Genomic DNA, 24,838 nt, shown 5'->3' with positions numbered 1-24,838 from the left:
GCGTTCCCACGCACCGCCTGACGGGCTCCCCGCCGGGCCCCGACCGACACACCCGAGGTCACCCGATGATTACCACCGCCCTGCGGCAGGCACTGCGCGCCCGTGGCACCGAGGCCGCCGTGCTCTGCCACGCGGGTGCCGACACCCGCTCCGCCCTGGCCGAGCTGCCGCTCCGCCCCGACGACGTCCTGGTGGACCTGGACGCCCACCCCCTGGGACAGCCCCTGGAGCTTCCGCGCGCCTGGATCCGGGACGGGGAGCCCGAGGTGGGGCTGGTCGCGGTCGTGGCCGCTACGACCACCGACCTGCACCGCGCCCTCACCGTCTCCACACACCTGCCCAGAGCCGTGCACATCGTGGTCGCCGTGGTCGCCACGTCCGGCCATCAGGAGCCCCCGATCCCGGCCTCCCCGGGCATGGGCCAGTGGCGCGAACTCCAGGAGGTGCGGGTCCGCCGCGTCAACAGGAACGGCTGGCTGTGCGAGCTGTTCTTCCCCAACGGGATGGACGCCGTCCAGGTGGTCGACGCCGTCGTGCACGGCACCCGTGGACGGCGCCGGGGACCGGCCACCGCGCCGCTGGCCGTCCTCAACGGGACCGAGGCCGCCCTGTGGCGGCCGGGCGACACCGGCGTGCGGGGCGTGGAGGCCCGGGGGCCCGTCCCGCTGCGCCGGGTGACCCCCGTGGGGGACCTGGCGCTGCGCGTGTCCGACGGCGTCGAGCGGCCCGAGTGGACCGACCCGGTCGTCCCCGTCCTGGACCGCGCCACCACCGCCGCCGACTCCTGGGCTCGGATCGCCGGGCCGGACGGGCACGTGCGGGCCCGCGGGGCGGTGCCGGACGCCGCGCACGCGGTCGCGCCCGTGGACGAGCTCACCGTCAACCCCACCGGGTTCACCAGGGTCAAGGACGGCAACCTGGCCGACCTGACCGTCCACGGCCCCCACGCCGTTGTCAGGGAGGGCGGCAAGGACCTCGTCACCGTCGCCGCCGACGGCACGGTCACCGACGTCGACCTGGCGCGCCTGCGCCACCTGCGCGGGGTGAGGGTGGACTGGTCCGGGCACACCGGGCCCAGCGCCGCGGTGCGCGCGGTCGCCTCCCTGGCCGCCGGCGGGGTGCCCCTGATCAGCGGTGAGGTGCCCGCCTGGGCGTCGGGCCTGGGCGGGCCGCTCACGGACCTGATCACCGGAGCGCGCGACGAGGACCTGCGCGACCAGCTGCGCCGCGAGGAGTACAGCGTCCGCCTGCGCCGCACGGCCCTGCGCGCCCACGGCCAGCGCTCCCGCTGGCGGGCCCTGGGGGCGCAGGCCGGGATCCCCCTGCCCAGGGAGCCGCGGATCTCGGTGATCCTGTGCACGCGCCGCCCCGAGATGGTCGGGTTCGCGCTCGCCCAGATCGCCCGGCAGCGCGACGTGGAACTGGAGGTGGTACTCACCCTCCACGGGTTCACCGCGGACCTGCCCGAGGTGCGCGCGGCGATCGACGCCTTCCGGGAGACGGGGCTGCCGCTGGTCCTGCACGAGGCCGACGCGGGCCAGATCTTCGGCTCGGTGCTCAACGACTCCGTCCACCGCGCCTCCGGAGACCTGATCTCCAAGTGGGACGACGACGACTGGTACGGCCCCGACCACCTGGCCGACCTGCTTCTGGCGCGGGCCTACTCCGGCGCCGAGCTCGTGGGCACCGGACAGGACTTCATCTACCTCCAGGAGGTGGACCTTACCGTCTGGCGCAACCGCAGGTCGGAGGCGGCCACCCGGTTCATCGCCGGGGGCACGATCCTCACCGACCGCGTGGTGATGGAGGAGATCGGCGGCTTCCGGCCGCTGCCCCGCGCCATCGACACCCAGCTGCTCCTCGCCGTCATCCGGGGCGGCGGCCGCATCTACCGCGCCCATGGACTCGGGTACGTGCTCCGCCGCACCGGCGGCGGGCACACCTGGTCCGAGGACATGGCCTTCTTCCTGCACAACCACACCCAGCAGTGGTTCGGCTGGCGTCCGAGCGCCATCGTGGAGGGCGAGCCCTCGCCCCTCGGCCAGCCCGCCACCGAGTACACGGGGGAGAACCGTTGACCACGCTTGACACTACTCCGGAACCGGTCTCCGGCGGCCGCGCGACCGCGCCGCTCCTGCCCCGCGCGCAGACCGACTACCGGGACCAGCCCCGCGCGCGGCGCAACGACTACTCCGTGCTCCAGCCGCCCGCGATCGGCGAGTGGACCCCGACCCTGTCGGTGTCGGTGGTCATCCCCGCCCACGGGCACCAGGACAAGCTCGAACTGGTCCTGGCCTCCCTGTCCGCGCAGAGCTACCCCGCGCACCTGATGGAGGTGATCGTGGTGGACGACGGCTCGCCCGAACCCCTCACGCTCTCACCGGTGCGCCCGCAGAACACCCGGCTGATCACCTCTGCCCCCGGCGGCTGGGGTTCGGCGCACGCCGTCAACAGCGGCGTGGCCGTCTCCTCCGGCCAGGTGGTCCTGCGCCTGGACGCGGACATGCTGGTCTACCGCGACCACGTCGAGTCGCAGATGCGCTGGCACCACCTGGTCGACTACGGGGTCGCCCTGGGCCACAAGATGTTCGTGGACTTCGACCCGGAGGCCATGACCGCCGAGTACGTGGCCGCCGAGGTGCGCGAGGGGCGCGCCGACCAGCTGTTCGACCGCGAGAGCGCCGACCCGCACTGGGTGGAGCAGACCATCGACGGCAAGGACAAGCTGCGGAGCGCCGACCGCCTGGCCTACAAGGTGTTCATCGGCGCCACCGGCTCCCTGCACCGCACCCTGTTCGACGCCGCGGGCGGCCTGAACGGTGAGCTGGTCCTGGGCGGCGACAGCGAGTTCGCCTACCGGGTCTCCCAGCAGGGCGCCCTGTTCGTCCCCGACCTGGACACCAGCAGCTGGCACCTGGGCCGCACCCAGATGCAGACCCGCCGCGACGCGGGCACCCGCTACCGCGCCCCCTTCGTGGCCAACCGGGTGCCCGACTTCCACCTGCGGCGCAAGCGCCCCGACCGGCAGTGGGAGGTCCCGCTGGTCGACGTGGTGATGGACGTGGACGGCGCCACCCTGGAGGACGTGGACACCACCGCGTCCGCCCTGCTGTCCGGCACCACCCCCGACATCCGGTTGTGGCTGGTCGGCCCCTGGGACGTGCTGGACGAGGGTCGGCGCTCCCCGCTGGACGAGGAGCGGCTCGACCTGCGGCTGATCCGGGAGACCTTCCGGGGCGACCCCCGGGTGCGCCTGGTGGAGGAGGCGCCGGGCCACGACCCGCTCGTCAACTTCCAGCTGCGCGTGCCCGCCGGTCCGGCGCTGAGGGAGCGGGCGGTCGTCGAGCTGGTCGACATGGCCAACAAGAACAAGGCCGGGCTGCTGTGCTCGCCGGTGCCCGGCGCCACGCGCGGTGACGGCGTCATGCGCCTGGAGCGGATCGCCGCCTACGCCAGGGCCCGCCACCTGTGGCCCGAGGCGGGCTCCGAGGAGCTGGACCGCCGGGTGGAGGAGGTCTACGGCACCCACTGGGTCCCCGGGACGGACTTCGTGTTCCCGGAGGAGGGCGAGCGGACCAAGCCCGAGAACCCCGAGGTGCTGCGGCGAAAGCTCGACCACGCGCTCGCCGAGGTGGAGCGCATGCGCGCGCGGGCCAGGCGCGCCGAGCGCAAGCTGCGCTGGTTCACCCCGGGGCTCACCCGCAGGGCGCTGCGCAAGCTGGCGCGCTGAGCACGCGGCCCCGGCCGGGAGGGAAGAGCGCCCGGCCGGGGCCGCGCCCGCGATCCCGGGCGGCCCCGCGGCCTCCCGGGAGCGGAGGGCCTCAGGGCACCCAGAGGCCGAGCGACTCGGCCACCAGGGCGGGCCGCTCCCGGCCCTCGATCTCCACGGTGTGGGTCGTGGTGACCAGGTAGCCCTTGGGGGTCTCCTGGACCGAGCTGAGCTCAACGCCGTCGCGGATGCGCGAGCCGGACACGACCGGCTGGAGGAAGCGCACCTTGTTGAGCCCGTAGTTGATCGACATGCTCGGCTTCTTCGTCACCGAGATCACCGACTGGGAGAAGTGGGCCAGCATCGACAGGGTGAGGAACCCGTGCGCGATGGTGCCCCCGAAGGGGCCCGCGGCCGCCCTCTCCGGCTCGGTGTGGATCCACTGGTGGTCCTGCGTCGCGTCGGCGAACAGGGAGATCCGGTCCTGGTCGATGGTCACCCAGTCGGTGTGGCCCAGGTGCTCGCCCTGTGATGCGAGCACCTCTCGGATGTCGGCGAATACGCGCACCGCGCCTCCACGGTCGTCGGGTCCGGAAACGGGGGCCGGACGGTTCCGCAACTCTACCTAACACTGTTCGGTTAGGGGAGGAGGGAACCCGGCCGGGCGCGGCGGGCTCCTGCTGCGGTTGCCCGGGGGCCGCCGGTCAGCGCCGCCGTCGGGCGCCGTTGGCGCGCCCGCGTTCCACGCGTGCCTCGCGCGGGCCGTCGGCGTCCACGACCAGGGCCCGGGCGGTGCGCTCGGCCACCGCCGAGCGGTCCACCGTGTGCCCCAGACCGCTCTCGGTCAGCGGAACCGGCACCACCCCGTCGTGCGCGCGCACGGGCGGGAGCACCAGGTCGCGGCCACGGTTCCCGGCGCCGGGCATCTCCACGGGCAGTGAGGCCCCCGACAGCGAGGCCAGCGCGACCGTCGCTGCGCGGCCGACTCCGGTCGCCGCCGAGGAACCGCACCACACCCGCCAGCCCGCGTCCACGGCTCGGTCCACCGCGCGGCGGGCGGCCGTCAGGCCGCCCATACGGGCCGGGTCCACGTTCACCGCGCCGCCCGCCTCGGCCCGGATCGCCTCGGTGAGGTCGTCCACCGACTCCAGGGACCGGCCCAGCGCCACCGGCGTGCGCATCTGGGCGGACAGCCGGGCGTGCGCCGCGAGGTCGTCCGGTGCGAAGGGGTCCTCGACCGCCAGCAGGCCGAGCCCGTCCAGGGCGCGCAGCGCGTCCAGGTCGGCGGCGGACTCGGTGTAGCGGCAGCCCGCGTCCGCCTGGAGGACCAGGAACGGGAAGCTCGACTGCACCGCGCGCACCACGTCCGCGTCCCAGCCCGGCGCGATCTCCAGCCGGATCCGCCGGAAGCCCGCCCCCACTTGGCGGTTCACCTCCGTGACCACCGACTCCACGGCCGCCTGGCGGGGCAGCGTCACCCCCGCTGTGAGCGCGGTGCGCTCCCCGCCCAGGGCGTGCGAGAGCGGGGTGTCGCGCTGGCGGCTCCACAGGTCCCAGCAAGCGGCGTCCAGGGCCCCGGCCACGACCGGGTCCCAGGGCAGGTCGGCCCAGGCCTCGCCCGCCTCGGTCGGACGCCGCCAGGAGTGGCCGAGCAGGGCGGGGGCGAAGGCGCGGGTCAGAGCGTCCCACTGGGCCGCGCTGGCCTCCGGCAGCTCTCCCCAGCCGCTCACGCCGTCACCGTCGGCCACCCGGACCAGGACGGGGCCGTCGGTGCCGGGGCCCCGGCCGCCGGCCGGGGGCCGCAGCCGGATCAGCTCTAGTTCGACGATCCGGGTCGCGGTCGCCGAGCCGGTGTGTGCCACGCTGTCCCACCTCGGTGCTCGTCCTCCCGCGACCGGCCGCAGAGCCGGACGCGCGGGCTTTCCCCTCGACCGTACCCCCGGCCGACCTGCGCGACCACCCCGAACGGTGCGGTCCGCGCCATCCGTGCGGCCGGGAGGCGCGGACCCCGGGCGCGTGCCGCCCGCGTGCGGGGGCGGCAGCCCTTCCTGGGAGTGTTCCGCGGAGGCCTTCGGATCAGCGAGCGGCCGTCGGGGGCGGCCCCTCGCGAGGCGGTTCGCGCGGGTCGGCCCGGCGGGCCCTCCGAGCGAAACCGGCGCGGCGGGAGGCGGCCCGGCGCCCGTGGAAGCACTGGAGCCGGAAGCTCTCCGTTGAGGGCGGCGGAGGGCGACGGGCGGGACCGAAACGCTAAGGAACCTAGCCCTGGACCAGAACCTCGTCCAGCGGGCGGTGCTTGAGCCCGTGCGCCTCGGCGACCGGGGCGGAGACCACGTCACCGTCGAAGGTGTTCAGGCCCCCGGCCAGCGCCTCGTCCTCGTTCATGGCGAGCCGCCAGCCCTTCTCCGCCAGTGCCACCGTGTAGCGCAGGGTGTCCTTGGTGAGGGCGTGCGTGGAGGTGTTGGGCACCGCGCCCGGCATGTTCGCCACGCAGTAGAACACCGTGTCGTGCACGTGGAAGGTGGGGTCGGCGTGCGTGGTGGGGCGCGAGTCCTCGAAGCACCCGCCCTGGTCGATCGCGATGTCCACCAGCACCGCGCCCGGCCGCATCCGCGACACCAGCTCGTTGGTCACCAGCTTGGGCGCCTTGGCCCCCGGCACCAGCACCGCGCCGATCACCATGTCCGACTCCAGCACCGACAGCTCCAGCTCGAAGGCGTTGGACACCACCGTCTTGACCCGGCCCCGGTAGAGGGAGTCCACGTGCCGCAGCTTGTTCACGTTCAGGTCCAGCACGGTCACCTCCGCGCCCATGCCCACCGCGATCTGCGTCGCGTTCAGGCCGGAGACGCCCGCGCCGATCACGGTCACGCGCGCCGGGCGCACGCCCGGCACTCCGCCCATCAGCACGCCTCGCCCGCCGCTGGGCCGCTGGAGGGTCACCGCGCCCATCTGCGGGGCCAGGCGCCCCGCGACCTCCGACATCGGGGCCAGCAGCGGCAGGGAGCCGTCCGGAAGCTGCACGGTCTCGTAGGCGATGCCGGTCACCCGCCGGTCCAGCAGGGCGTCGGTGCACTCGCGCGAGGCGGCCAGGTGCAGGTAGGTGAAGAGGGTCTGCCCCTCCCGCATGCGGTGGTACTCGGCCGCGACCGGCTCCTTGACCTTCAGGACCAGCTCACCGGCGTCCCACACCTCGTCGGGGGAGTCCAGGACGCGCGCTCCCGCCGCCTCGTACTCGGCGTTGGGGATGGAGGAGCCCAGGCCCGCGTCGCGCTCGACGACCACCTCGTGGCCGCGTCGGACCAGTTCGTGGACACCGGCGGGGGTGATGGCCACCCGGTACTCGTGGTTCTTGATCTCGCGGGGCACGCCGATGCGCACGGTTCCTCCTACGGCCGTCTCCGGTGATACCCCCACTGTGAACTGCGGGGGTGCCCTGGCGCCATCGCCAACATGCATCGCTGTCGACGATCTTGTTGACAGGGTGTAAGCCCGGTGTGTGGTCCGGGACACGGGTACCTGCCCGGGACGCGCGGCCTCAATCCCCGGGGGCCCGAAGCGCTGGAAACCGGCGCCCCGGGCACTTCCGGTCCGGGCGCGCCCACCGCCCGCTCCTGCTCCGGGCGCGCCCCACCGCGCGCTCTCGGTCCGGGCGCCGTCCCGCCGGGAACCGCCCCGCGGGCCGCCGCGGGTCGGGCCGCCGCCCTAGCGGACGCCGCCCGCCGGACGACCCGAGATCCACACCCGCCGTACCCGGCCGGTCAGCTCCCGGCCCGCGTAGGGGCTGGGGTCCGCCGCGGGGACCGCCACCCGCGCGCCGGGGTCGAAGGCGACCAGGTCGGCGTCGAACCCCGCCGCGATCCGGCCCTTGCCCACCAACCCCAGCAGTTCCGCCGGGGCCCGCGCCGTCCACCGTGCGAGGTCGGCCAGCCCCCGGCCGCGCCGGTGCGCCGCCGTCCACAGCGCCGACAGGCTCCACTCCAGCGTGTACAGGCCGTGGGCGGGCAGGTGCCCCGACCCCACCGTGGTGATCGCCGAGTCCCGCGCCAGCAGCGCGTTCCACAGCGCCTTGCGGTTGGCGTCCGAGCGCAGCGGCGGACGACAGGCGTGCGCGGGCGACTCCGGCGCCAGCGTCTCCGAGGGCAGGCACAGGTAGTGCGGGCAGGTGTGCGCGGTCAGCGCCACCCCCACCGTCCCCGCCGTCGCCAGCAGCGCCGCGCACTCGGCCGCGGTGAACGACCCCACGTGCGTGCGCGTCCCCACCGCGCGGGCCGCCGCGATCACCCGCTCCAGCCCGCGCCGCTCCGCCCGGGGCGGCCGGTGCTCCGCCGCCGTCGGCGGGGTCCCCAGCTCGGCCGCGTCCTCGGCGTGCACCAGCAGCACGCTGTCCAGCGCCGCGAGTTCGGCCATCGCCTTGCGCAGCTGGGCGTCATTGAGCGCCGCGATGTCCGGGGCGCCGCCGTCCGACAGCGAGCAGTGGAAGGCCACCGCACCGGCGGCCTGGAGGTCGGCCAGGTCCAGCGGGCCGGTGCCCGGGGCCACCCCGCCCAGGAACAGCACCGGTACGGGGGACAGGGCCGCCGCGCGCTGGTGCGCGGCGAGGGCGTCCGCGTAGGTCAGGGCGGGCCGTGCCGGGGCTGGGGACGCCACCACGCAGGTCACACCGCCGCGCAGGGCGGCCGCCCCCGTCCGGCGGTAGGACTCGGCCAGGTCCTGCCCGGGCACGTGCGCGCCGGTGCCTACGTCCACCGCGCCGGGCAGCAGGGCCACGGCGCCGAGATCGGTCGTCACGTGGGCGGGCATGCGCGCGCCGTGGGCGCCCACGGCCTCGACTCGCCCGTCGCGCACCCCGACCGAGGCGGGCCGGACCCCCTCGGGGAGGACCACGCGGGTGGACCTGACCACACTGTCGTATACGGCCATCCGCCGTCCCCTTCGCTGCGCTCGCTGGAGGATGTGCTGAGAGGAGCCGCGGGCGACCGCGGCACGGGAGGGGAGGCCGGACGCCGAAGGCGGGGAAACCGTCGTCTCGACCGGATACGAGCGTATCGCGAGGAGCCCCTCCGCAAGGGGGGAATCCGACATCCCGGCCCCGGCGGCCGCTCCGCGCGCTTCGCGGACGCCTCGGATCCGCCAGCGGGGGTGTACGGGGACGCCCAAGTCCGACACCGTGTAGTAGACGGACTAACCTTGTCCGAGGTGTTCCTCCGTGCGCGGCCCCTGCCGGAAAAGTTCCGGACAGCGGCGAGGCGGTCACACGGCCAAGGGCGCTGACCAGCCAGTTGCAACGAGACCGACGACGGAGTGGCGCGTGGCTCCTCCCGCACAGAACCAGAAGTCCCCCCTCAAGGAACACCATGACGACGCCCCGGGCACGGGACGGGCGCCCCTCTTCGCCGCCGCGGCCGCCGCCCTGTGCCTGGCCGGCCTGAGCCTGACCCTGGTCCTGGGCGGAGCCGCCTTCCCCGAGGTCATCCCGGGGCTGCCCGACGCGGGTGAAGCGGTCCGCTGGGGCCTGCCGCTGGCCAAGGTCACCATGGACGCCTCCGCGGTCGTGGCGATCGGCCTGCTACTGCTCGCCGCCGTCCTGCTGCCCTCACACAAGGGCGGGCTCTCCCCGCAGGCGACCTCCTACGTGCGCGCCGCGAGCTGGGCGGGCCTGGTCTGGGCCCTCGCCGCCGTGTTCACCCTGTACTTCCAGGCCGCGGAGTTCCTGGCCCGCAAGGTCGGCCAGATCAGCGTCGACGAGGTCACGGCCTACGCCGGGTCGGTCTCGGGCGGCATCGCGCTGATGTTCGTCGTCCTGCTCACGACCGGCATCGCCCTGTTCGGCCGCACGGCCACTACCGCCACCGGCGGCCTGTGGCTGCTCGTCCTGGCCCTGGCCGCCACCACGCCGCCCGCGCTGACCGGCCACTCGGCCTCCTCCGGCTCGCACGAGCTGGCCGTGACCGGGCTGGCCCTGCACGTGATCTCCATCAGCGTGTGGGTGGGCGGCGTGGCCGCGCTGACCTACCACGCGCTGCGCCGCGACGCCCAGGACCCGTCGGTGGCCGCCAACCGCTTCAGCCGCCTGGCCCTGTGGGCCTACGCAGGCGTGGCCGTCAGCGGCGCGGCCAGCGCGCTGGCCCGCCTGTACTCGATCGGGGACCTGGTCGCCACCGAGTACGGCCTGATCATCCTGGTCAAGATCATCCTGTTCGGGGTCCTGGGCGCGTTCGGCTACATGCACCGCGAGTTCGTCTTCAAGCGCCTGGAGGGCGCCCCGACGGGACCGGCGGGCGAGGCCTTCCGGCGCCCGCTGTTCCTGCGGGCGGCGCTGGCCGAGGTGCTCATCATGGCCACCGTCATCGGCGTGTCCGTCGGTCTGGGGCGCACCGCGCCGCCCCCGCCGCTGGAGGGCACCGTGGACCCGGCCGCCGCGATCCTCGGCTTCCCGGTCCCGCCGCCCATGACCGCCCAGACCCTGCTCACCCTGTGGCGCCCCGACCTGTTCTTCATCATGATCGTGGTCGTCGCGGGCGGGCTGTACGCGGGCGCCGTGACCCGGCTGGTGCGCCGGGGCGACTCCTGGCCCGTGGGGAGGACGGTCGCCTTCGCGGCCGGGCTGCTCACGATCGTGGTCACGCAGCTCACCGGGTTCGCGACCTACTCCATGGTGCTGTTCTCGACGCACATGATCCAGCACATGGTGCTGTCGATGCTCACCCCGATCCTGCTGGTGCTGGGCGCGCCGATCACCCTGGCCCTGCGGGCGCTCAAGCCCGCCGCGCGGCGCGGGGACCGGGGGCCGCGCGAGTGGCTCAACCTGTTCCTGAACAGCCGTTTCTCCAAGCTGGTCACGCACCCGGCGATCGCGGCCCCGCTGTTCGTGTTCGGCCCCTACGCGCTGTACTTCACGCCGTTGTTCGGCACGCTGATGAACGACCACCTGGGCCACCTGCTCATGGGCGTGCACTTCCTGCTGGTGGGCTTCCTCTTCTACTGGATCATCGTGGGCGTGGACCCGGCGCCCAGGAAGGTGCCCTTCCTGCTGCGCATCCTGCTGCTGCTGGTGGTGATGGGGTTCCACGCCTTCTTCGGCATCACGATCATGATGCAGTCCGAACCCCTGGCGATGGACTACTACGGCCAGTTCGACATCCCGTGGCTGGAGGACCAGGCCGCCGACCAGTACGCGGGCGGCGGCGTCGCCTGGGCGCTGGGCGAGATCCCCACCGCGCTGGTCATGATCGCGCTGGTGCGGCAGTGGTCGCGCGACGACGAGAAGCAGGAGCGCCGCCGGGAGCGCCACAGCCGCCGGGGCGGCTCCGACGACGCCGACATGGACGCCTACAACGCCTACCTGGCCGAACTAGAACGCCGCTCGCGGGGCGGGGCCCCGGCCGGGGCCAGCGCGGCCACGGAGGCGCCGCCGCGCACCGGCGGTGAGCCGGAGGCGCGCAGCGCGCCGGCGGCCGGGTCCGGGGACGACGATCCCGACCCCGCCGCGAGCAAGGGCGGCTGAACCGACACGCGGGGGGCGCACCGGCCGGTGCGCCCCCGCCGTCGTCTCGGGCCCGGCCGGAGCGCGCGGTGGTGTTGGCCCGGTCCCATGAGGAGATTCCGCTTCGGAGCCGACATGCTCGCGGACGGGCCCGGGGACTGGGCCGACGTCCGCCGCGCCGTCGAGGCACGGGGCTTCGACGCCCTGCTCGCCCCCGACCGCCCGGGCATCGCATCGCCCTTCGTCCGGCTGGCCGCCGCGGCCGAGGCCACCAGCCGTCTGGGGCCGGGCACCCACGTGCTCGACAGCGGGTTCCGGAACCCGGCGCTCCCGGCGCTCCCGGCGCGCGGGGCCGCCACCCTCGACCAGGTCTCGGGCGCCCGCTTCGGGCTGGTACTGGGCCCGGGCCACATGGAGTCGGAGTTCGACGACGCGGGTATCCCCTGGCGGCCCCACGCCGAGCGCACCGCGAACCCGGCCGCGGCGCTGGACGAGCCGGACCGGATCCTGGGGCAGGCGGTCCCCGGAGCGCTCCCGGACGGCGAACCGCCGTGGGAGGACCCCTACGCGCTGACGGGCACACCCCGGCGGATCGCGGACACGCTCCTGGAGCGCAGCGACGGGTACCGGTTCAGCTACGTGGTCACCCGGGCGTCCCACCGCGACGCCCTGGCCGAGGCCATCCCGCTGGTGCGGGCCCGGGAGGGCGCGGCCCGACGGGTGGACCCGTGCGGAGGGGCGGGGCCACGGGGCGCGCGGACGCGCGAGCGCGGGGTCAGACGACCAGGGCGGCCACGGAGGCCCCCACCAGGCCCAGGACCAGGCAGATCAGCAGGGCCGCGGCCAGCAGCGGCAGGGACGGCCGCAGCGCGGAGACCGCGGACCCGCCGCCCCCCGAGGACTGGCGGCGCGCCACCACCGGCAGCATGACCACGTTCACGGCGCACACGACGGCCGCGACGCAGGCGGCCGCGGCGAACCCCGTCCAGAAACCGGACCCGGCGGCCAGCGTGTTGGCCGCGGCCAGCGTCGGCAGCGCCACCAGCACCACCACGGAGGCGATCCCGAACGCCGCCCGCGACCGGGGCGACGCCCCGCGCGAACTCCCGGAGACGACGAGGAGCAGACCGAGCAGGGCCGCCATCAGGATGGCGCCCACGACTCCGAACACGGCGATGTTGACCAGCGAACTCACGCTCGCCATTGTCGCACCGAACCCCGGGTGCCCGGATCCGGGGTGGACGTGCGCGCTCAGCCGGTGTGCTCCACCCGCGAGCCCGCCGCCGTCTTGACCACCCTCAGGCGGGTGGACACCCTCTGCCGCAGGTCGGCGACGTGGCTCACCACGCCCACCGCACGGCCGCCGTCCCGCAGCCGGTCCAGGACGTCCAGCACCTCCTCCAGGGTGTCCTCGTCCAGTGTGCCGAACCCCTCGTCCACGAACAGGGTGTCGATGTCGGCGCCGCCCGCCTCGGCGCTGGCCACGTCGCCCAGGCCCAGGGCCAGCGCCAGCGAGCTGAAGAACGTCTCCCCGCCCGAGAGCGTGGCCGGGTCGCGCTCCACGCCCGTCCAGGCGTCGACCACCCGCATGCCCAGGCCGCCGGCCGAACGCGCGCGCCCGTCCCCGGCGGCCTTGTCCACCGTGTACCGCAGCTCGTACCGGCCGTCCGACATCGTCACCAGGCGGTCGTTGGCGGCGGCCACCACCTGCTCCAGGCGGGCCGCCAGCACGTACGCCGACAGGCGCACGTTGCCGGCGTTGTCGGAGGAGGTCCCGGCGGTCAGGCCGCGCAGCCCCTCGGCCACCGCGTAGCGGCGCAGCGCCGGTTCGCAGTCCCGCAGCCGCAGACCCAGCTCCCCGCGCAGGGAGGCGAGCCGACGCGCCCGCTCCTCCAGCATGCTCCGCCAGGCCACCGCGCGGTCGGCGGCCTCCGACGCGGTCCGCGCGGCGCGGGCCAGCTCCTCCGGGTCCGGGACGGGCAGCTCCCCGGCCGCGGTCAGCGCCGGGTCCGCCAGCGACGCCTCGACGGCGGCCAGTGCGTCGTCGAAGGAGCGGGCGCGCTCGCGCAGCGCGCGGCGCCGCTCCTCGTCCAGCGCGGCCTCCCACACCCCGGCCTCGTCGGCGAAGCGGGCGTCGGCCCGCTGCCGCTCGGCCTCGGCGGCGGCGGCGCGCAGTTCGTCGGCAGCCCGGTCGCGGTTGACTGCGGCCTCGGCCGCGGCGCGCAGCAGGTCGGCCTCACCGCCCAGCCTGGCGATCCGCTCGTCCAGCCCGGCGTCGTCCCCGCGAGCCCGGTCCAGCAGCGCGGTCAGCCGCCCGTGCTCGCGGACGGCGTTGTCCCGGTCGGCCCCTGCCTGGACCTCCTGCCGGACCAGCTCGCCCTCGCGGGCGCGGGCGCGCTCCAGGTCGCCGGTGACGCGCTCCAGCTCCTCCTCCACCCGCCGGGCCTCACCGGCGGCGGCCCTGGCCTCCGCCAGCGCCGCGGTGTGCGCCTCCACCTCCTCGCGGGCGGTGTCTGCGGTGCCGTCCTCGGCGCGCTCCCGCGCGGCGGTGCGCCGCTCCCGCAGGGCCACCACGTCGCTCTCGGCCTCCGCGCGGCGCGAGGCCGCGGCGTCGGCGGACGCCTGGGCCCGCCTCTCCTCCTCGGCCGAGACCAGGCCCTCGCCGCGGGGCCGGGCGGGGGAGGGGTGCGCCACCGATCCGCACACCGCGCACGGCTCCCCGTCGGCCAGCCCTGACGCCAGTTCGGCGGCCATGTGGGTGATACGGCGCTCGCGCAGGTCCAGGGCGCGGTCGCGGGCGGCCTGGGCCCCGTCCACGGCCTCGCGGTAGCGCTCCTGCGCCCGCGCCAGTTCCCGGCCCAGACGCTCGTACTCCGCGGCGGCGTCGAGGCGCCTGCGGGCGGCGGCCAGGGCGGTCTCGGCGGCCCCCTCCTGCCCGGCCTGGTCGTGCAGGCGCCGCAGCTCGGCGGTGAGCGCCTCCACCCGGGGCGGCAGGGAGGCGGCCAGCGCGCGCTGGCGCTCCAGCTGCGCGGCGATCTCGTCCAGGCGCCCCGTGAGCGCGGTGACGGAGCGGCCCAGGGACCGGCTGCGCTCGGCGTCCGCGCGCAGCGCGTCCAGACGGGCCAGCTCGTCCCGGCGCTCCCGCTCGGCGGCGCCCAGCTCCTCGCGCGGCACCGCCTCGCCAGGCCGCTCGGAGAAGCCCGGCAGCCCGCACACCAGCGCCAGGTGGTCGGCGACGGCGAGCTCGGCCTTGTCCAGCTCGGTGCGGCGGTTGTCGCGGGCCCGCAGGAAGGGCAGCACCGACTCGGCGCGCTCGGCGTCGCCGAGCTGGACGTCGATCGCGGACCGCCAAGCGGTGTGCTCGGCCAGTCGGGCGCGGCGTTCCCGGGCGTCGGCCAGCCGCTCCTGGAGCGCGCGCAGCTCGCGTCCCTCGGACAGGGCGCGCTGGGCGTCATCGCGGGCCCCGGTGAACTCCCCGGCCACCCGCCCGGCGTCGTACGCGGTCGCGGCGGTGACGCAGGCCAGTTCCGCGGCCCAGGCCGACAGCTCCTCGGGCGGTTCGGGGGCCCGGGACCCGCCGACCTCGGCGATCCGGTCCGCGACCGCGCGCACCTGGGCGTTGGCGGTCCGGACCTCGTGTTCGAGCCGTTTGGCGTGCGCTCCCAGCCACGTCTCCACGTCCCGGAACAGCCGGGTGTTGAAGATGCGCTCCAGGGACTCGCGGCGCTCCTCGGACTTGGCGCGCAGGAACCGGGCGAAGTCGCCCTGGGGGAGCATGACGGTCTGGCAGAACTGCGCGAGGGTCAGGCCCAGCAGGTCGCTGATGAACTGCCCCGCCTCGTCGGGGCGGGTGGTCACCCCCTCCCACCTGCCGCCGGTGAACTCCTTGACGACGACCTTGGTGTTCTGCGACACCGTGCCGGTGCCCCGCTTCTTGGGGCGGTCCCAGCGCGGCTTGCGCTCGATCCAGACGCGCCGCCCCTGGACCGTGAACTCCAGGACCACCCTGGGCTCGGCCTCCGGCGGCGCGTGGTCGCTCTTGGGGGAGCGGTCCTTGCCGCGGGCGCCCGGCACGTTGCCGTACAGGGCGAAGCACACCGCGTCCAGCACGGTGGTCTTGCCCGCGCCGGTGGGGCCGTGGACGAGGAAGAGCCCGCCCGCGCTGAGGCGGTCGAAGTCCACCTTCTCGGTGCCCGCGAACGGGCCGAACGCCTGGACGGTGAGGGTGTGCAGCCGCATCAGCGCGTCCCCTCCTGGAGCCGGACCTGCTCGACGGCGGTGTTCACGAGGGCCTCCTCCTCGGGGGTGGCGGGGGTGCCGCGGGCCCACTCCACGAAGTCGCCGACCACCTGGCGCTCGCTGCGGTCGGCGACCGAGGCGGCGATCGGGCGGGTGTCGGGGGCGCCGCCCTCGGGGGCGAAGTCCAGGACCAGGACGTGGGGGAAGCGTTCGCGCAGCCGGTCCATGGGGTGGGCGGGGCGGCGCGGGTCGGTCAGGGTGATCTGGAGCCAGTGGCCGGTGCGGGACTCCCACTCGGGGCGGGTGAGCAGGTCCTCGATCCGGCCGCGGATACGGGCCAGGGGGCGGGGGACGGGCGCCGCGGCGAACTCGGCGCCCGCGAGGCCGTCGGCGTCCAGGTCCACCAGCCAGTAGCCCTTGACGTGGTGCTCCTCGGAGAAGGAGTAGGCCAGCGGGCTGCCCGAGTAGCGCACGGACGGGGTGATGGTCTGGCGCCCGTGCAGGTGGCCCAGGGCCACGTAGTCGACCCCGTCGTAGACCGGGACCGGCACGTGCGAGGCGCCGCCCACCGAGATGTCGCGTTCGCTGTCGGAGGGCTCGCCGCCGGTCACGAAGGCGTGCGAGAGGACCACCGACCGGGTGCCGGGCCGCTCGGCGAGGTCGGCGCGCACCAGGTCCATGGCGTGTCCGAGCGCCGCCGCGTGCCCCCGCTCGGGCAGGTCCCAGTGGTGGCGCGCGATCTCCGGTTCCAGGTAGGGGATGCCGTAGAAGGCCACGGGCCCGTGCTCGTCCTCGATGACCACGGGCGTGCCCACGCCGTCCAGGGAGCTGCGCAGGTGGACGCCGGAGGCGTCGATGAGGCCGGTGGCGAAGGACATCCGAGCCATGGAGTCGTGGTTGCCGCTGATGAGGACGGCCCGGGCCCCGGTCTCGCGGATCCGGCCCAGGGCGCGGTCGAAGAGCCGGACCGCGTCCACCGACGGCAGGGCGCGGTCGTAGAGGTCGCCGGCGACGACCACCACGTCGACCCGGTGTTCGCGGATGGTGTGGACGAGGTGGTCCAGGAAGGCCGCCTGGGCGTCGACGAGGTTCTCCCGGTGGAAGGAGCGGCCCAGGTGCCAGTCCGAGGTGTGCAGCAGGCGCATGGCACTGGACATTACCGAAGCCCGACGCTCCGCGTGCGGGACGAGGGCCGTCCCGTGGACGGCCTCCGGGCTCGGCGCTCCCCCCGGCGCTTCGGTGCTTGGGCGCGTCGGGGCGTCAGCGCTTGCGGGCGAGGGTGAGGCCGTCGCCGATGGGCAGCAGCACCTGCGTGACGCGCTCGTCGGAGACCAGCCGGTCGTTGAAGTCGCGGATCCCCCGTACGGCCGCAGAGGTGTTCTCGCGGTCCACGACCCGCCCGTGGGAGAGGGTGTTGTCGGCCAGGATCAGGCCGCCCGGCCGGACGCGGGGGACCAGCTCCTCCCAGTAGCCGACGTAGCCCTCCTTGTCGGCGTCCACGAAGGCCAGGTCGAACCGCGGCTCCCCGGGAAGCTCCCGCAGCGACTCCAGGGCCGGGCCCAGCCTCAGGGTGATGCGGTCCGCGACCCCGGCGCGCTCCCAGTACCTCCGGGCCACGGAGGTCCACTCCTCGCTGACGTCCAGGGCCAGGAGGCGGCCGTCCTCGGGCAGGCCGCGCGCGAAGCAGATCGACGAGTAGCCGGTGAAGGTCCCGATCTCCACCACCTCGCGCGCGCCGCAGATCCGCGTGAGCATCGTGGTGAAGGCGCCCTGCTCGGGGCCGATCTGCATGCCCCGGTGGTCCGGGAACAGCCGGGCGGTCTCCTCGGCCAGGTCCGCCAGGACCTCGTCCACGGGCTCGCTGTGCTCGACGACGTAGGCGTGCAGTTCGGGGCTGAGGCCCTCTGTGGATCGTGTCACGCCCGACAGCCTAGGCCAGCCGGGGCGCGGCCGACAGGTGCCGGGCCGTCGCGTGGGAGGCCGGACGCGGCTCCGGCGGCGGGGCGCGTCGCGGGGTCCCGCGCGTGCCCGGGTGGGTCGGCGCGGGGGCGCCCCCGCGCCCCCGTCAGTACTCGGGCAGCAGCGCGGGCCAGTCGAACAGGTAGATGGTCCCCACGATCACGCCGATGGTCAGCAGCGGGGTGACGAACTTCTGCTCGACCGGACCGTCGGTGACGAAGCCCTTCCCCTGGCCGAAGCGCTTCTTGAAGAAGGGCCAGAAGACGGGCACGCCCATCTTGGTGATCATGTCGCCGAAGAAGTGCAGGACCACGCCGAAGGCCACCGCCAGGCCCAGCCAGCTGTAGTTCACGCCGGAGGTGAACAGCGCCAGCGTGATGCCCGCCGTGGCCATCGCGTTGATGACCCCCGACGCGACCTTGTTCTTGTCCAGGCCGAAGCCCAGGCCCTGGAGGGCGATGCCGATCAGCAGGAACACGAAGACCTGGACGGCCAGCTGGGACCACAGCGCCAACAACTGCACCAGCACGCCCATGAGCACCGCGAAGAAGAACGAGTGCGTTCCCATCCGGTGCCCGCCGAACAGGAAGCCGAGCATGCCGCTCAGCACCTCGGTGACCTTGCCGTAGGTCTTGGTCACCGTGGCGCTCTTGTGGTCCAGATCGGGCAGCAGTGCCGCACCGGCACAGACCAGGGAACCGGCGATGATCTCACCGGGACCCAGGTGGAAGCTGAGTCCGATGAATTCCCTGCCCTGGACCAGCGGAACGACCGCCATCCAGCCAACCACGCCGCTCAGTGCGTGCGAGTGCCCCATCATGGCGGGAACCGTAGCGGAGTACGGCATTTACTGCCAACGCGGGGTGTCCGCCAACGGCGCACCGGTCACGCAGCGCACACGGCCCGCTTCCCACGCGCCCTCCCGGCGGCGCCCCTCCGCCACCCAGCGTGTGCCCGCGACCCCTCTGCGTGCGAACGCGGGGCCGCGGTGCGCCTTTCCGCGCTCCCCGGGCACCGGTCGCGCACTCCGGCCGTTCTCTTTCCGCGTGTCCAGGACATTTCCGGTGACGGTTTCCGGACGCTTTCGCGGGGACATTCTTCGGGCCGAATCCAAACCGATGTCACGGCGCTCCACGAAGGTCATTGACGCTCGTCGTCGTCCGTTGGTAAACAACCACCAACCCCCAGGTGGCGTGCCACCGACCCACGATCCTCTGACAGGAGGGGCCGCACATGAACGCCCACCACCCTCCCCCCGGTTCCCCCGTGCGCCGCACCGCCCCTCCCCACGCCCCTTCCGCCGGCGCGTTCGCGCGCCGCACCGCGGCCACGGCCGCCGCGCTCCTCCTCCTGGCCGGTACCGCCGCGGCCCCCGCCGCCGCGGACACCTCCGACGGCCAGACCCTCAGCATCGCCACCTCCCAGCAGGTGGACTCCTTCAATCCCTTCACCGCGCAGCTCGCGATCACCACCAACGTCCTGCGCCACGTCTACGACTCCCTCGTCACGGTCGACCCCCAGACGAACCAGCCCGCCCCCTCCCTCGCCGAGTCCTGGGAGTCCAGCGACGACGGTCTCACCTGGACCTTCCACCTGCGTGAGGGCGTGCAGTTCTCCGACGGCGAGCCCCTGACCGCCGACGACGTGGCCTGGACCTTCACCACCATGATGGAGAACGAGGCCGCGGCGGTCGCCAACGGCAACTACGTCTCCGGCTTCGACACGGTCACCGCCGAGGACGACCGGACCGTGGTCGTCGAACTCGACGAGCCGCAGGCCACCATGACCTCCCTCAACGTCCCGATCGTCCCCAGGCACGTGTGGGAGCCGATCCTGGAGAGGGAGGGCGACGCCTTCTCCGACTACGGCAACGAGGACTTCCCGACCGTCGGCAGCGGACCCTTCGTCCTCGCCGGCCACGACCGGGGCCGCTCCATCACCCTGGAGGCCAACCCCGACCACTGGCGCGGCGCACCCGCCTTCGAGCGGATCGTCCTGCGCTACTACTCCGAGAAGGACGCGGCGGTGGAGGCGCTGCGCAGCGGTGAGGTCTCCCTCGTCTACGAACTCACCCAGGCGCAGGCCGCCGCCCTGGAGTCGGCGCAGGACATCGAGGTCAACACCGCCGACGGCAAGCGCTTCCAGGCCTTCACCATCAACCCCGGCGCGGTCACCCAGGACGGCGAGGAGTTCGGCGACGGGCACCCCGCCCTCGCCGACCGCACCCTGCGCCAGGCCATCGTCATGGCCATCGACAACCAGGAGATCGTCGACAAGGCGCACGGCGGCGAGGCCGTGGCCGCGGGCGGCTACATCCCGCCCCGCTACGAGGACTTCCACTGGGCGCCGGAGGGCGGGGAGGCCGTCCTCGACTTCGACCCCGAAGCCGCCAACGCGATGCTCGACGAGGCCGGGTACGAGCGGGGCGAGGACGGCGTGCGCGTCTCACCCGAGGGCGACCGCCTCGAACTGCGCATGCACGTCCACCAGGACCGGCCCGACAACGTCAACACCGGACTGGTCATCGTCGAGCGCCTGGCCGACATCGGCATCGAGATCGAGAACCTCACCGTCGACCCCGGCGTGCTCAGCGACGCCCTCTTCGCGGGCGAGTACGACCTCATCTTCACCGGCTGGACGGTGAACCCCGACCCCGACTACGTGCTGAGCATCCACACCTGCGGCGCCCTGCCCACCGAGCCGGGCACCATGCAGGGCGACGCCTACTTCTGCGACGAGGAGTACGACGAGCTCTACGAGGCCCAGCTCGCCGAGTACGACCGCCAAGCCCGCGCGGAGATCATCCACCAGCTCCAGGAGGTCCTGTACCGCGAGGCCGTCGTGAACGTGCTGGCCTACCCCAACATCATGGAGGCCTACCGCACCGACCACATCGCCTCCATCCAGTACGAGCCCGCCGAGGGCGGCAACATCTGGGGCCAGGACGGCTACTGGGCCTGGTGGTCGGCCGAACCCGCCGACGAGCGGACCGCGGGAGCCGCCTCCGGCCCCTCCACCGGTGTCTGGATCGGCGTCGGCGCCTTCGTGCTCGTCCTCGCCGCGGTCGGGGGCTTCCTGCTGCTGCGCCGACGTTCCACCATGGAGGACCGCGAGTGACCACTACTCCCACCGCCGAGGGAGGCCCGCCCGGGGAGGACGCGCCCGCCGCCCCCTCCCCGGCCGGACCCGCCGGAGCGGGCCGCGCCCGGCGCGCCGCCCGCTACGTCGCCGGACGCCTGACGACCGCGGTGGTCTCCCTGGCCGCCGTGGTCGTCGCCGGGTTCTTCCTCTTCCGGATCCTGCCCGGCGACCCCGTCCGCGCCATGACCGAGGGCCGCGAGGTCACCGCCGAGCAGCGCGATGAGCTGCGCCGCCAGTTCGGGCTCGACCAGCCGCTGTGGCAGCAGTTCCTCGACTACGCGCTCGGGCTGCTCCGCCTCGACCTCGGCGAGTCCTTCCAGTACCACGAACCCGTCACCGAGCTCATCCTCGACCGGATCGGCCCGACCGTCCTGCTCGCCGGGACAGGCACGGTCGTCGCCGCGCTGCTGGGCCTGTTCCTGGGCGCCCGGGCGGGCTGGCGGCCGGGCAGCCGCTCGGACCGGGTCAACACCGCCGTCGCCCTGTTCTTCTGGTCGGTGCCCACGTTCTGGCTCGGCCTGCTGCTCATCGTCTTCCTGGCCTCTGGGCGCGGGTTCGTGCCCGGCGTGTTCCCGACCGGCGGCATGGTCGACCCCCGCACCGGCGGGGGCCTGGAGACAGTGCTGAACACCGCCTGGCACATGGTGCTGCCCGTCACCACCATGGTCGCGGTCGTCTACGCCCAGTACCTGATGATCATGCGCTCCTCGCTCATGGACGAGAAGGGCGCCGACTACCTCACCACCGCGCGCGCCAAGGGCCTGCGCGACGCCCTGGTGCGGCGCAGGCACGCCGTGCCCAACGCCCTGCTGCCCACGGTGACGCTCCTGTTCCTCAACCTCGGACAGGTCGTGTCCGGGGTCATCCTCGTGGAGACCGTGTTCTCCTGGCCCGGCCTCGGACAGCTCTTCTACTCCGGCCTGCGCGTACCCGACCTCGGCCTCGTCCAGGGCCTGTTCGTGGTGTTCGCGGCCTCGGTGATCCTCATGAACCTGCTCGCCGACCTGGTGTACCCGCTGCTCGACCCCCGGGTGCGTCCGTGAACGCCCCCGCCGGGACGCCCGGCAGCCCGAGCGGCGGGGAGGACAACCCCTCCGCCCGGCCGGAGGGCTCCGGCGGAGTCCCCGCCGGGGGCGGAACCGCCACGGCCGCCGCGCCGCCGCCGACCGCACCGCCCTCTCCCCGCGTCCTCGCGCGCAGACGCCGTCGGGAGGCCCTGCGCCGCTTCGCCCGCGAGTACGCCCGCAACCGGGCCGGGCTGGTCGGCCTGGCCGCGCTGCTGGCCATCGGCGCGCTGGCCCTGACCGCGCCGCTCTTCGTCGACCCGGCCGACCTCACCGTCACCGGAGCGCCCGGCACCGCCTACCAGGAGCCCAGCGCGCGGTTCCCGCTCGGCACCGACAACTTCGGCCGCTCCATCCTGGACCTGGTCGTCTGGGGCTCACGGGTCTCGCTCACGGTGGGCTTCCTGGCCACGGCCGTCTCCGTGGTCCTGGGCACCCTGGTCGGGGTCACCGCCGGGCACTTCGGCGCCTCCGGCGGACCGGCCGGGCGGTTCGTGTCCTCCGCGCTCATGCGCGTCACCGACTGGTTCCTGGTCCTGCCCACTCTGGTCCTGGCCGTGGCGCTGGCCGCCGTGCTGCCGCGCGGCACCGGGACCATCATCATCGCCATCGGCCTGACCGTCTGGCCCGCCACGGCGCGCCTGGTGCGCGCCCAGACCCTCGCGGTCGAGGCGCGCCCCTACGTGGAGCGGGCCCGCGCCCTGGGCGGCGGCCACGGCCACGTCATGCTCTGGCACGTCCTGCCCAACGTCATGCCGGTCGTGCTCGCCCAGACCACCCTGCTCGTGGCCACCTCGATCATCGCCGAGTCCACGCTGGCCTTCCTGGGCGTGGGAGACCCCACGACGATCTCCTGGGGAGGCATCCTGGACGCGGCCCGCAACGCGGGCGCGATCAGCTCCGGGATCTGGTGGTACATGGTGCCGCCCGGCCTGGCGATCGCCGTGGTCGCGCTGTCCTTCACACTGTGCGGCCGGGCCCTCGAATCCGTCATCAACCCGCGACTCCGGGAGCAGCGTTGACCTCCCTCCTCGACGTCCGCGACCTGCGCGTCACCTACCGCACGGGCGGCGGCGAGGTCCCCGCCGTGCGCGGCGTGGACCTGTCCCTGGACCCCGGCGACACCCTGGGCCTGGCGGGGGAGTCGGGCAGCGGCAAGTCCACCGTGGCCCTGGCCCTGCTGCGCCTGCTGCCCGAGACCGCGCGCATCTCCGGCGAGGTCCTGCTGGAGGGCGAGAACGTCCTGGACATGCGCTGGGGCCGCCTGCGCGCGGTCCGCTGGGCGGGCGCCTCCATCGTCTTCCAGGGCGCCATGCACTCGCTCAACCCGGTCCGGCGGATCGGACAGCAGATCGCCGAGCCGATGAGCGTGCACGGCACGGTCCCCGCGGCGGAGGCGCCCGCCCGCGTGGGCGCGCTGCTCGAACAGGTCGGCCTGCCCGCCTCCCGCGCCCGCGACTACCCCCACCAGCTGTCCGGCGGGCAGCGCCAGCGAGCCATGATCGCCATGGCCCTGGCCTGCGAGCCGCGCCTGGTCATCGCCGACGAGGCCACCACCGCCCTGGACGTGATGATCCAGGCCCAGATCCTGGCCCTGCTGCGGCGGCTCGTCGCCGAGCACGGCATCGGCATGCTGATGATCAGCCACGACCTGTCGGTCCTGGCCTCGACCTGCGACCGGGTCGCGGTCATGTACGCGGGCCGGGTCGTGGAACAGGGACCGGCCCGGGAGGTCGTGCACGAACCCGCGCACCCCTACGCCAGCGCGCTCAGCGCCGCCTTCCCCCGCATCGGCGACCCGGCCTCGCGCCTGGCGCCCCGGGGCCTGCCCGGCGACCCGCCGGACCCGGCGGACCCGCCCTCGGGCTGCGTGTTCCGGCCGCGCTGCGCGGTGGCCGAGACCGTGTGCGCCACGGTCGACCCGCCCCTGTGGCCGGTGGACCCCGCCACCGGGGGCGCGTCCACCAGGCAGGCGGCGTGCGTGCACGTGGGCCCCGCCCGGCCGCTGACCGCCACCGGGGACGACGGGGGCCGTCCGTGACCGCGACCGCCGCACCCACCGAGGAGACGCGCCCGTGAGCACCACCGAGACCGACCCCCACGAGACGCCGCCGACCCGCGGGCAGGAGGCGGTCCCCGTCCTGAGCGCCCGGGGGGTGGAGGTCGCCTTCCCGGCCGGGTTCGCCCCCGGCGGCGGCCGGGGCACCGCCCGCGCCGTGGACGGCGTCAACCTCGACGTCTCCGCGGGCGAGATCGTGGCTCTGGTGGGGGAGTCCGGCTGCGGCAAGACCACACTGGCCCGCGTCCTGCTGGGCCTGGAGCGGCCCACGGGCGGCGACGTGGCCTTCGAGGGCGACCCGCTGCGCTACGGCTCCCGCGACATGCGCCGCTACCGCCGCCGGGTGCAGCTGGTCCAGCAGGACCCCACCGGGTCGCTCAACCCGCGCCGCACCGTCTACGAGTCCGTGGCCGAGGGGCTGCGCATCCACGAGGGCACCGTGTCCGACGAAGCCGAGCGGGTCGGCGAGGCGCTGTCCAAGGCGGGCCTGCGCCCGCCGGACCGGTTCTTCCCCCGCTACCCGCACGAGCTGTCGGGCGGCCAGCGCCAGCGCGTGGTGATCGCCGGCGCGCTCATCCTCGACCCCGAGGTGCTGGTGGCCGACGAGCCTGTGGCCTCCCTGGACGCGTCGGTGCGCGGCGAGATCCTGCGGCTGCTCCTGGACCTGCGCGCAGACCTGGGGCTGTCGGCCCTGGTGGCCACGCACGACCTGGGCCTGGCCTGGAACATCGCCGACCGGGTCGCGGTGATGTACCTGGGGCGCGTGGTGGAGTTGGGCACCGTGGAGGAGGTCCTGTCCGCTCCCGCCCACCCCTACACCCGGGCGCTGCTGTCGGTGCTGCCCGAGGCGGACGGGGAACCGGTGGTGCTCTCCGGCGAGCCGCCGGACCCCAAACGCGTGCCCGGGGGCTGCCGCTTCCACCCGCGCTGCCCGGTGCTGGCCTCCGGTGAGGCCGAACGCGCCGGGGTGGCCGACCGCTGCCGCACCGCGGACCCGGCGATCCTGGGGGGCGGCGCCGAACGGCGGGTGGCCTGCCACTGGGCGGCGGCCGACGCCGCCGGACGCGTGCGCGAGGGGGAACCGGCCTCCGGCTGAGGCGGCGCGAGGCCCCTCCGGCGCGCTGACCACGGACGTCTCCACGTCATTACTTTCCATTCCCGCTCTCCGTGACCGTTTCCGGACA

At 74.6% G+C, this 24,838-nt stretch carries 17 protein-coding genes and 1 pseudogene; 9 read left to right on the top strand and 9 right to left on the bottom strand.

What is annotated here, in order from left to right:
* Window positions 1-65: 65 nt before the first annotated feature.
* Window positions 66-2,078, top strand: coding sequence for a glycosyltransferase (locus tag KGD83_RS22620; protein ID WP_212641066.1), 2,013 nt, complete (start codon window positions 66-68; stop codon window positions 2,076-2,078).
* Window positions 2,075-3,730, top strand: coding sequence for a glycosyltransferase (locus KGD83_RS22615; RefSeq protein WP_212641065.1), 1,656 nt, complete (start codon window positions 2,075-2,077; stop codon window positions 3,728-3,730). The genes KGD83_RS22620 and KGD83_RS22615 overlap by 4 nt, the downstream gene beginning before the upstream one ends.
* 91 nt (window positions 3,731-3,821) lie before the next feature.
* Here KGD83_RS22615 and KGD83_RS22610 read toward each other — a convergent pair whose 3' ends face one another.
* From KGD83_RS22610 to KGD83_RS22595, 4 genes are all read right to left on the bottom strand, one after another.
* Window positions 3,822-4,277 (bottom strand): MaoC family dehydratase, encoded by a 456-nt coding sequence (locus KGD83_RS22610; RefSeq protein ID WP_212641064.1) that lies wholly within the window; start codon window positions 4,275-4,277, stop codon window positions 3,822-3,824.
* Window positions 4,278-4,413: 136 nt separating this feature from the next.
* Window positions 4,414-5,571 (bottom strand): enolase C-terminal domain-like protein, encoded by a 1,158-nt coding sequence (locus KGD83_RS22605; RefSeq protein WP_212641063.1) that lies wholly within the window; start codon window positions 5,569-5,571, stop codon window positions 4,414-4,416.
* 394 nt (window positions 5,572-5,965) lie between these two features.
* Entirely contained in the window at window positions 5,966-7,087 is a 1,122-nt protein-coding gene (ald, locus tag KGD83_RS22600; RefSeq protein ID WP_212641062.1) for an alanine dehydrogenase, read from the bottom strand.
* 324 nt (window positions 7,088-7,411) lie between these two features.
* The gene (locus KGD83_RS22595) at window positions 7,412-8,629 is read right to left on the bottom strand and encodes an amidohydrolase family protein (RefSeq protein ID WP_212641061.1); all 1,218 of its coding nucleotides are present in this window, start codon (window positions 8,627-8,629) and stop codon (window positions 7,412-7,414) included.
* Window positions 8,630-9,017: 388 nt separating this feature from the next.
* Between KGD83_RS22595 and KGD83_RS22590 the strand changes: the two genes are divergently transcribed.
* Together KGD83_RS22590 and KGD83_RS28815 are read left to right on the top strand one after the other, a co-directional pair.
* The gene (locus KGD83_RS22590; protein ID WP_212641060.1) at window positions 9,018-11,213 is read left to right on the top strand and encodes a cytochrome c oxidase assembly protein; all 2,196 of its coding nucleotides are present in this window, start codon (window positions 9,018-9,020) and stop codon (window positions 11,211-11,213) included.
* 87 nt (window positions 11,214-11,300) lie between these two features.
* Window positions 11,301-11,648, top strand: a pseudogene (locus KGD83_RS28815) (LLM class flavin-dependent oxidoreductase); the annotation flags it as partial.
* A 319-nt stretch (window positions 11,649-11,967) separates the two neighbouring features.
* Here the strand turns inward: KGD83_RS28815 and KGD83_RS22580 are convergent.
* From KGD83_RS22580 to KGD83_RS22560, 5 genes are all read right to left on the bottom strand, one after another.
* Window positions 11,968-12,396, bottom strand: a complete 429-nt coding sequence (locus KGD83_RS22580; protein WP_212641059.1) for a hypothetical protein — start codon at window positions 12,394-12,396, stop codon at window positions 11,968-11,970.
* A 47-nt stretch (window positions 12,397-12,443) separates the two neighbouring features.
* Window positions 12,444-15,431 (bottom strand): AAA family ATPase, encoded by a 2,988-nt coding sequence (locus KGD83_RS22575; RefSeq protein WP_212641058.1) that lies wholly within the window; start codon window positions 15,429-15,431, stop codon window positions 12,444-12,446.
* A complete protein-coding gene (locus KGD83_RS22570) occupies window positions 15,431-16,588 on the bottom strand; it encodes an exonuclease SbcCD subunit D (RefSeq protein WP_212641057.1) in 1,158 nt (385 codons plus the stop codon). Before KGD83_RS22570 ends, KGD83_RS22575 begins: the two co-directional genes overlap by 1 nt.
* Window positions 16,589-16,691: 103 nt before the next feature.
* Window positions 16,692-17,351, bottom strand: coding sequence for an O-methyltransferase (locus KGD83_RS22565; protein ID WP_212641056.1), 660 nt, complete (start codon window positions 17,349-17,351; stop codon window positions 16,692-16,694).
* A gap of 145 nt (window positions 17,352-17,496) precedes the next feature.
* Window positions 17,497-18,210, bottom strand: coding sequence for a metal-dependent hydrolase (locus KGD83_RS22560; RefSeq protein WP_212641055.1), 714 nt, complete (start codon window positions 18,208-18,210; stop codon window positions 17,497-17,499).
* Window positions 18,211-18,623: 413 nt separating this feature from the next.
* Here KGD83_RS22560 and KGD83_RS22555 point away from each other — a divergent pair, with 413 nt between their 5' ends.
* Genes KGD83_RS22555 through KGD83_RS22535 form a run of 5 tightly spaced genes read left to right on the top strand, consistent with a single transcriptional unit; the run spans window position 18,624 to window position 24,750 of the window.
* Window positions 18,624-20,507, top strand: a complete 1,884-nt coding sequence (locus KGD83_RS22555; protein ID WP_212641054.1) for an ABC transporter substrate-binding protein — start codon at window positions 18,624-18,626, stop codon at window positions 20,505-20,507.
* Window positions 20,504-21,574 carry an ABC transporter permease gene (locus KGD83_RS22550; RefSeq protein ID WP_212641053.1) on the top strand — a complete coding sequence of 357 codons (1,071 nt, stop codon included), beginning with the start codon at window positions 20,504-20,506 and terminating at the stop codon, window positions 21,572-21,574. The genes KGD83_RS22555 and KGD83_RS22550 overlap by 4 nt, the downstream gene beginning before the upstream one ends.
* Complete coding sequence (locus KGD83_RS22545) at window positions 21,571-22,617, top strand: ABC transporter permease (protein ID WP_212641052.1); 1,047 nt, start codon at window positions 21,571-21,573, stop codon at window positions 22,615-22,617. The genes KGD83_RS22550 and KGD83_RS22545 overlap by 4 nt, the downstream gene beginning before the upstream one ends.
* Entirely contained in the window at window positions 22,614-23,636 is a 1,023-nt protein-coding gene (locus tag KGD83_RS22540) for an ABC transporter ATP-binding protein (protein WP_212641051.1), read from the top strand. Before KGD83_RS22545 ends, KGD83_RS22540 begins: the two co-directional genes overlap by 4 nt.
* A gap of 34 nt (window positions 23,637-23,670) precedes the next feature.
* On the top strand, window positions 23,671-24,750 hold the full coding sequence (locus KGD83_RS22535) for an ABC transporter ATP-binding protein (RefSeq protein WP_212641050.1): 1,080 nt from the start codon (window positions 23,671-23,673) through the stop codon (window positions 24,748-24,750).
* The last annotated feature ends 88 nt before the right edge of the window (window positions 24,751-24,838 follow it).

This window comes from Nocardiopsis akebiae (assembly GCF_018316795.1).
Taxonomy (GTDB): domain Bacteria; phylum Actinomycetota; class Actinomycetes; order Streptosporangiales; family Streptosporangiaceae; genus Nocardiopsis; species Nocardiopsis dassonvillei.
The sequence above is the reverse complement of the archived record's forward strand: the minus strand, read 5'-3'. Positions and strand labels throughout refer to the sequence as shown.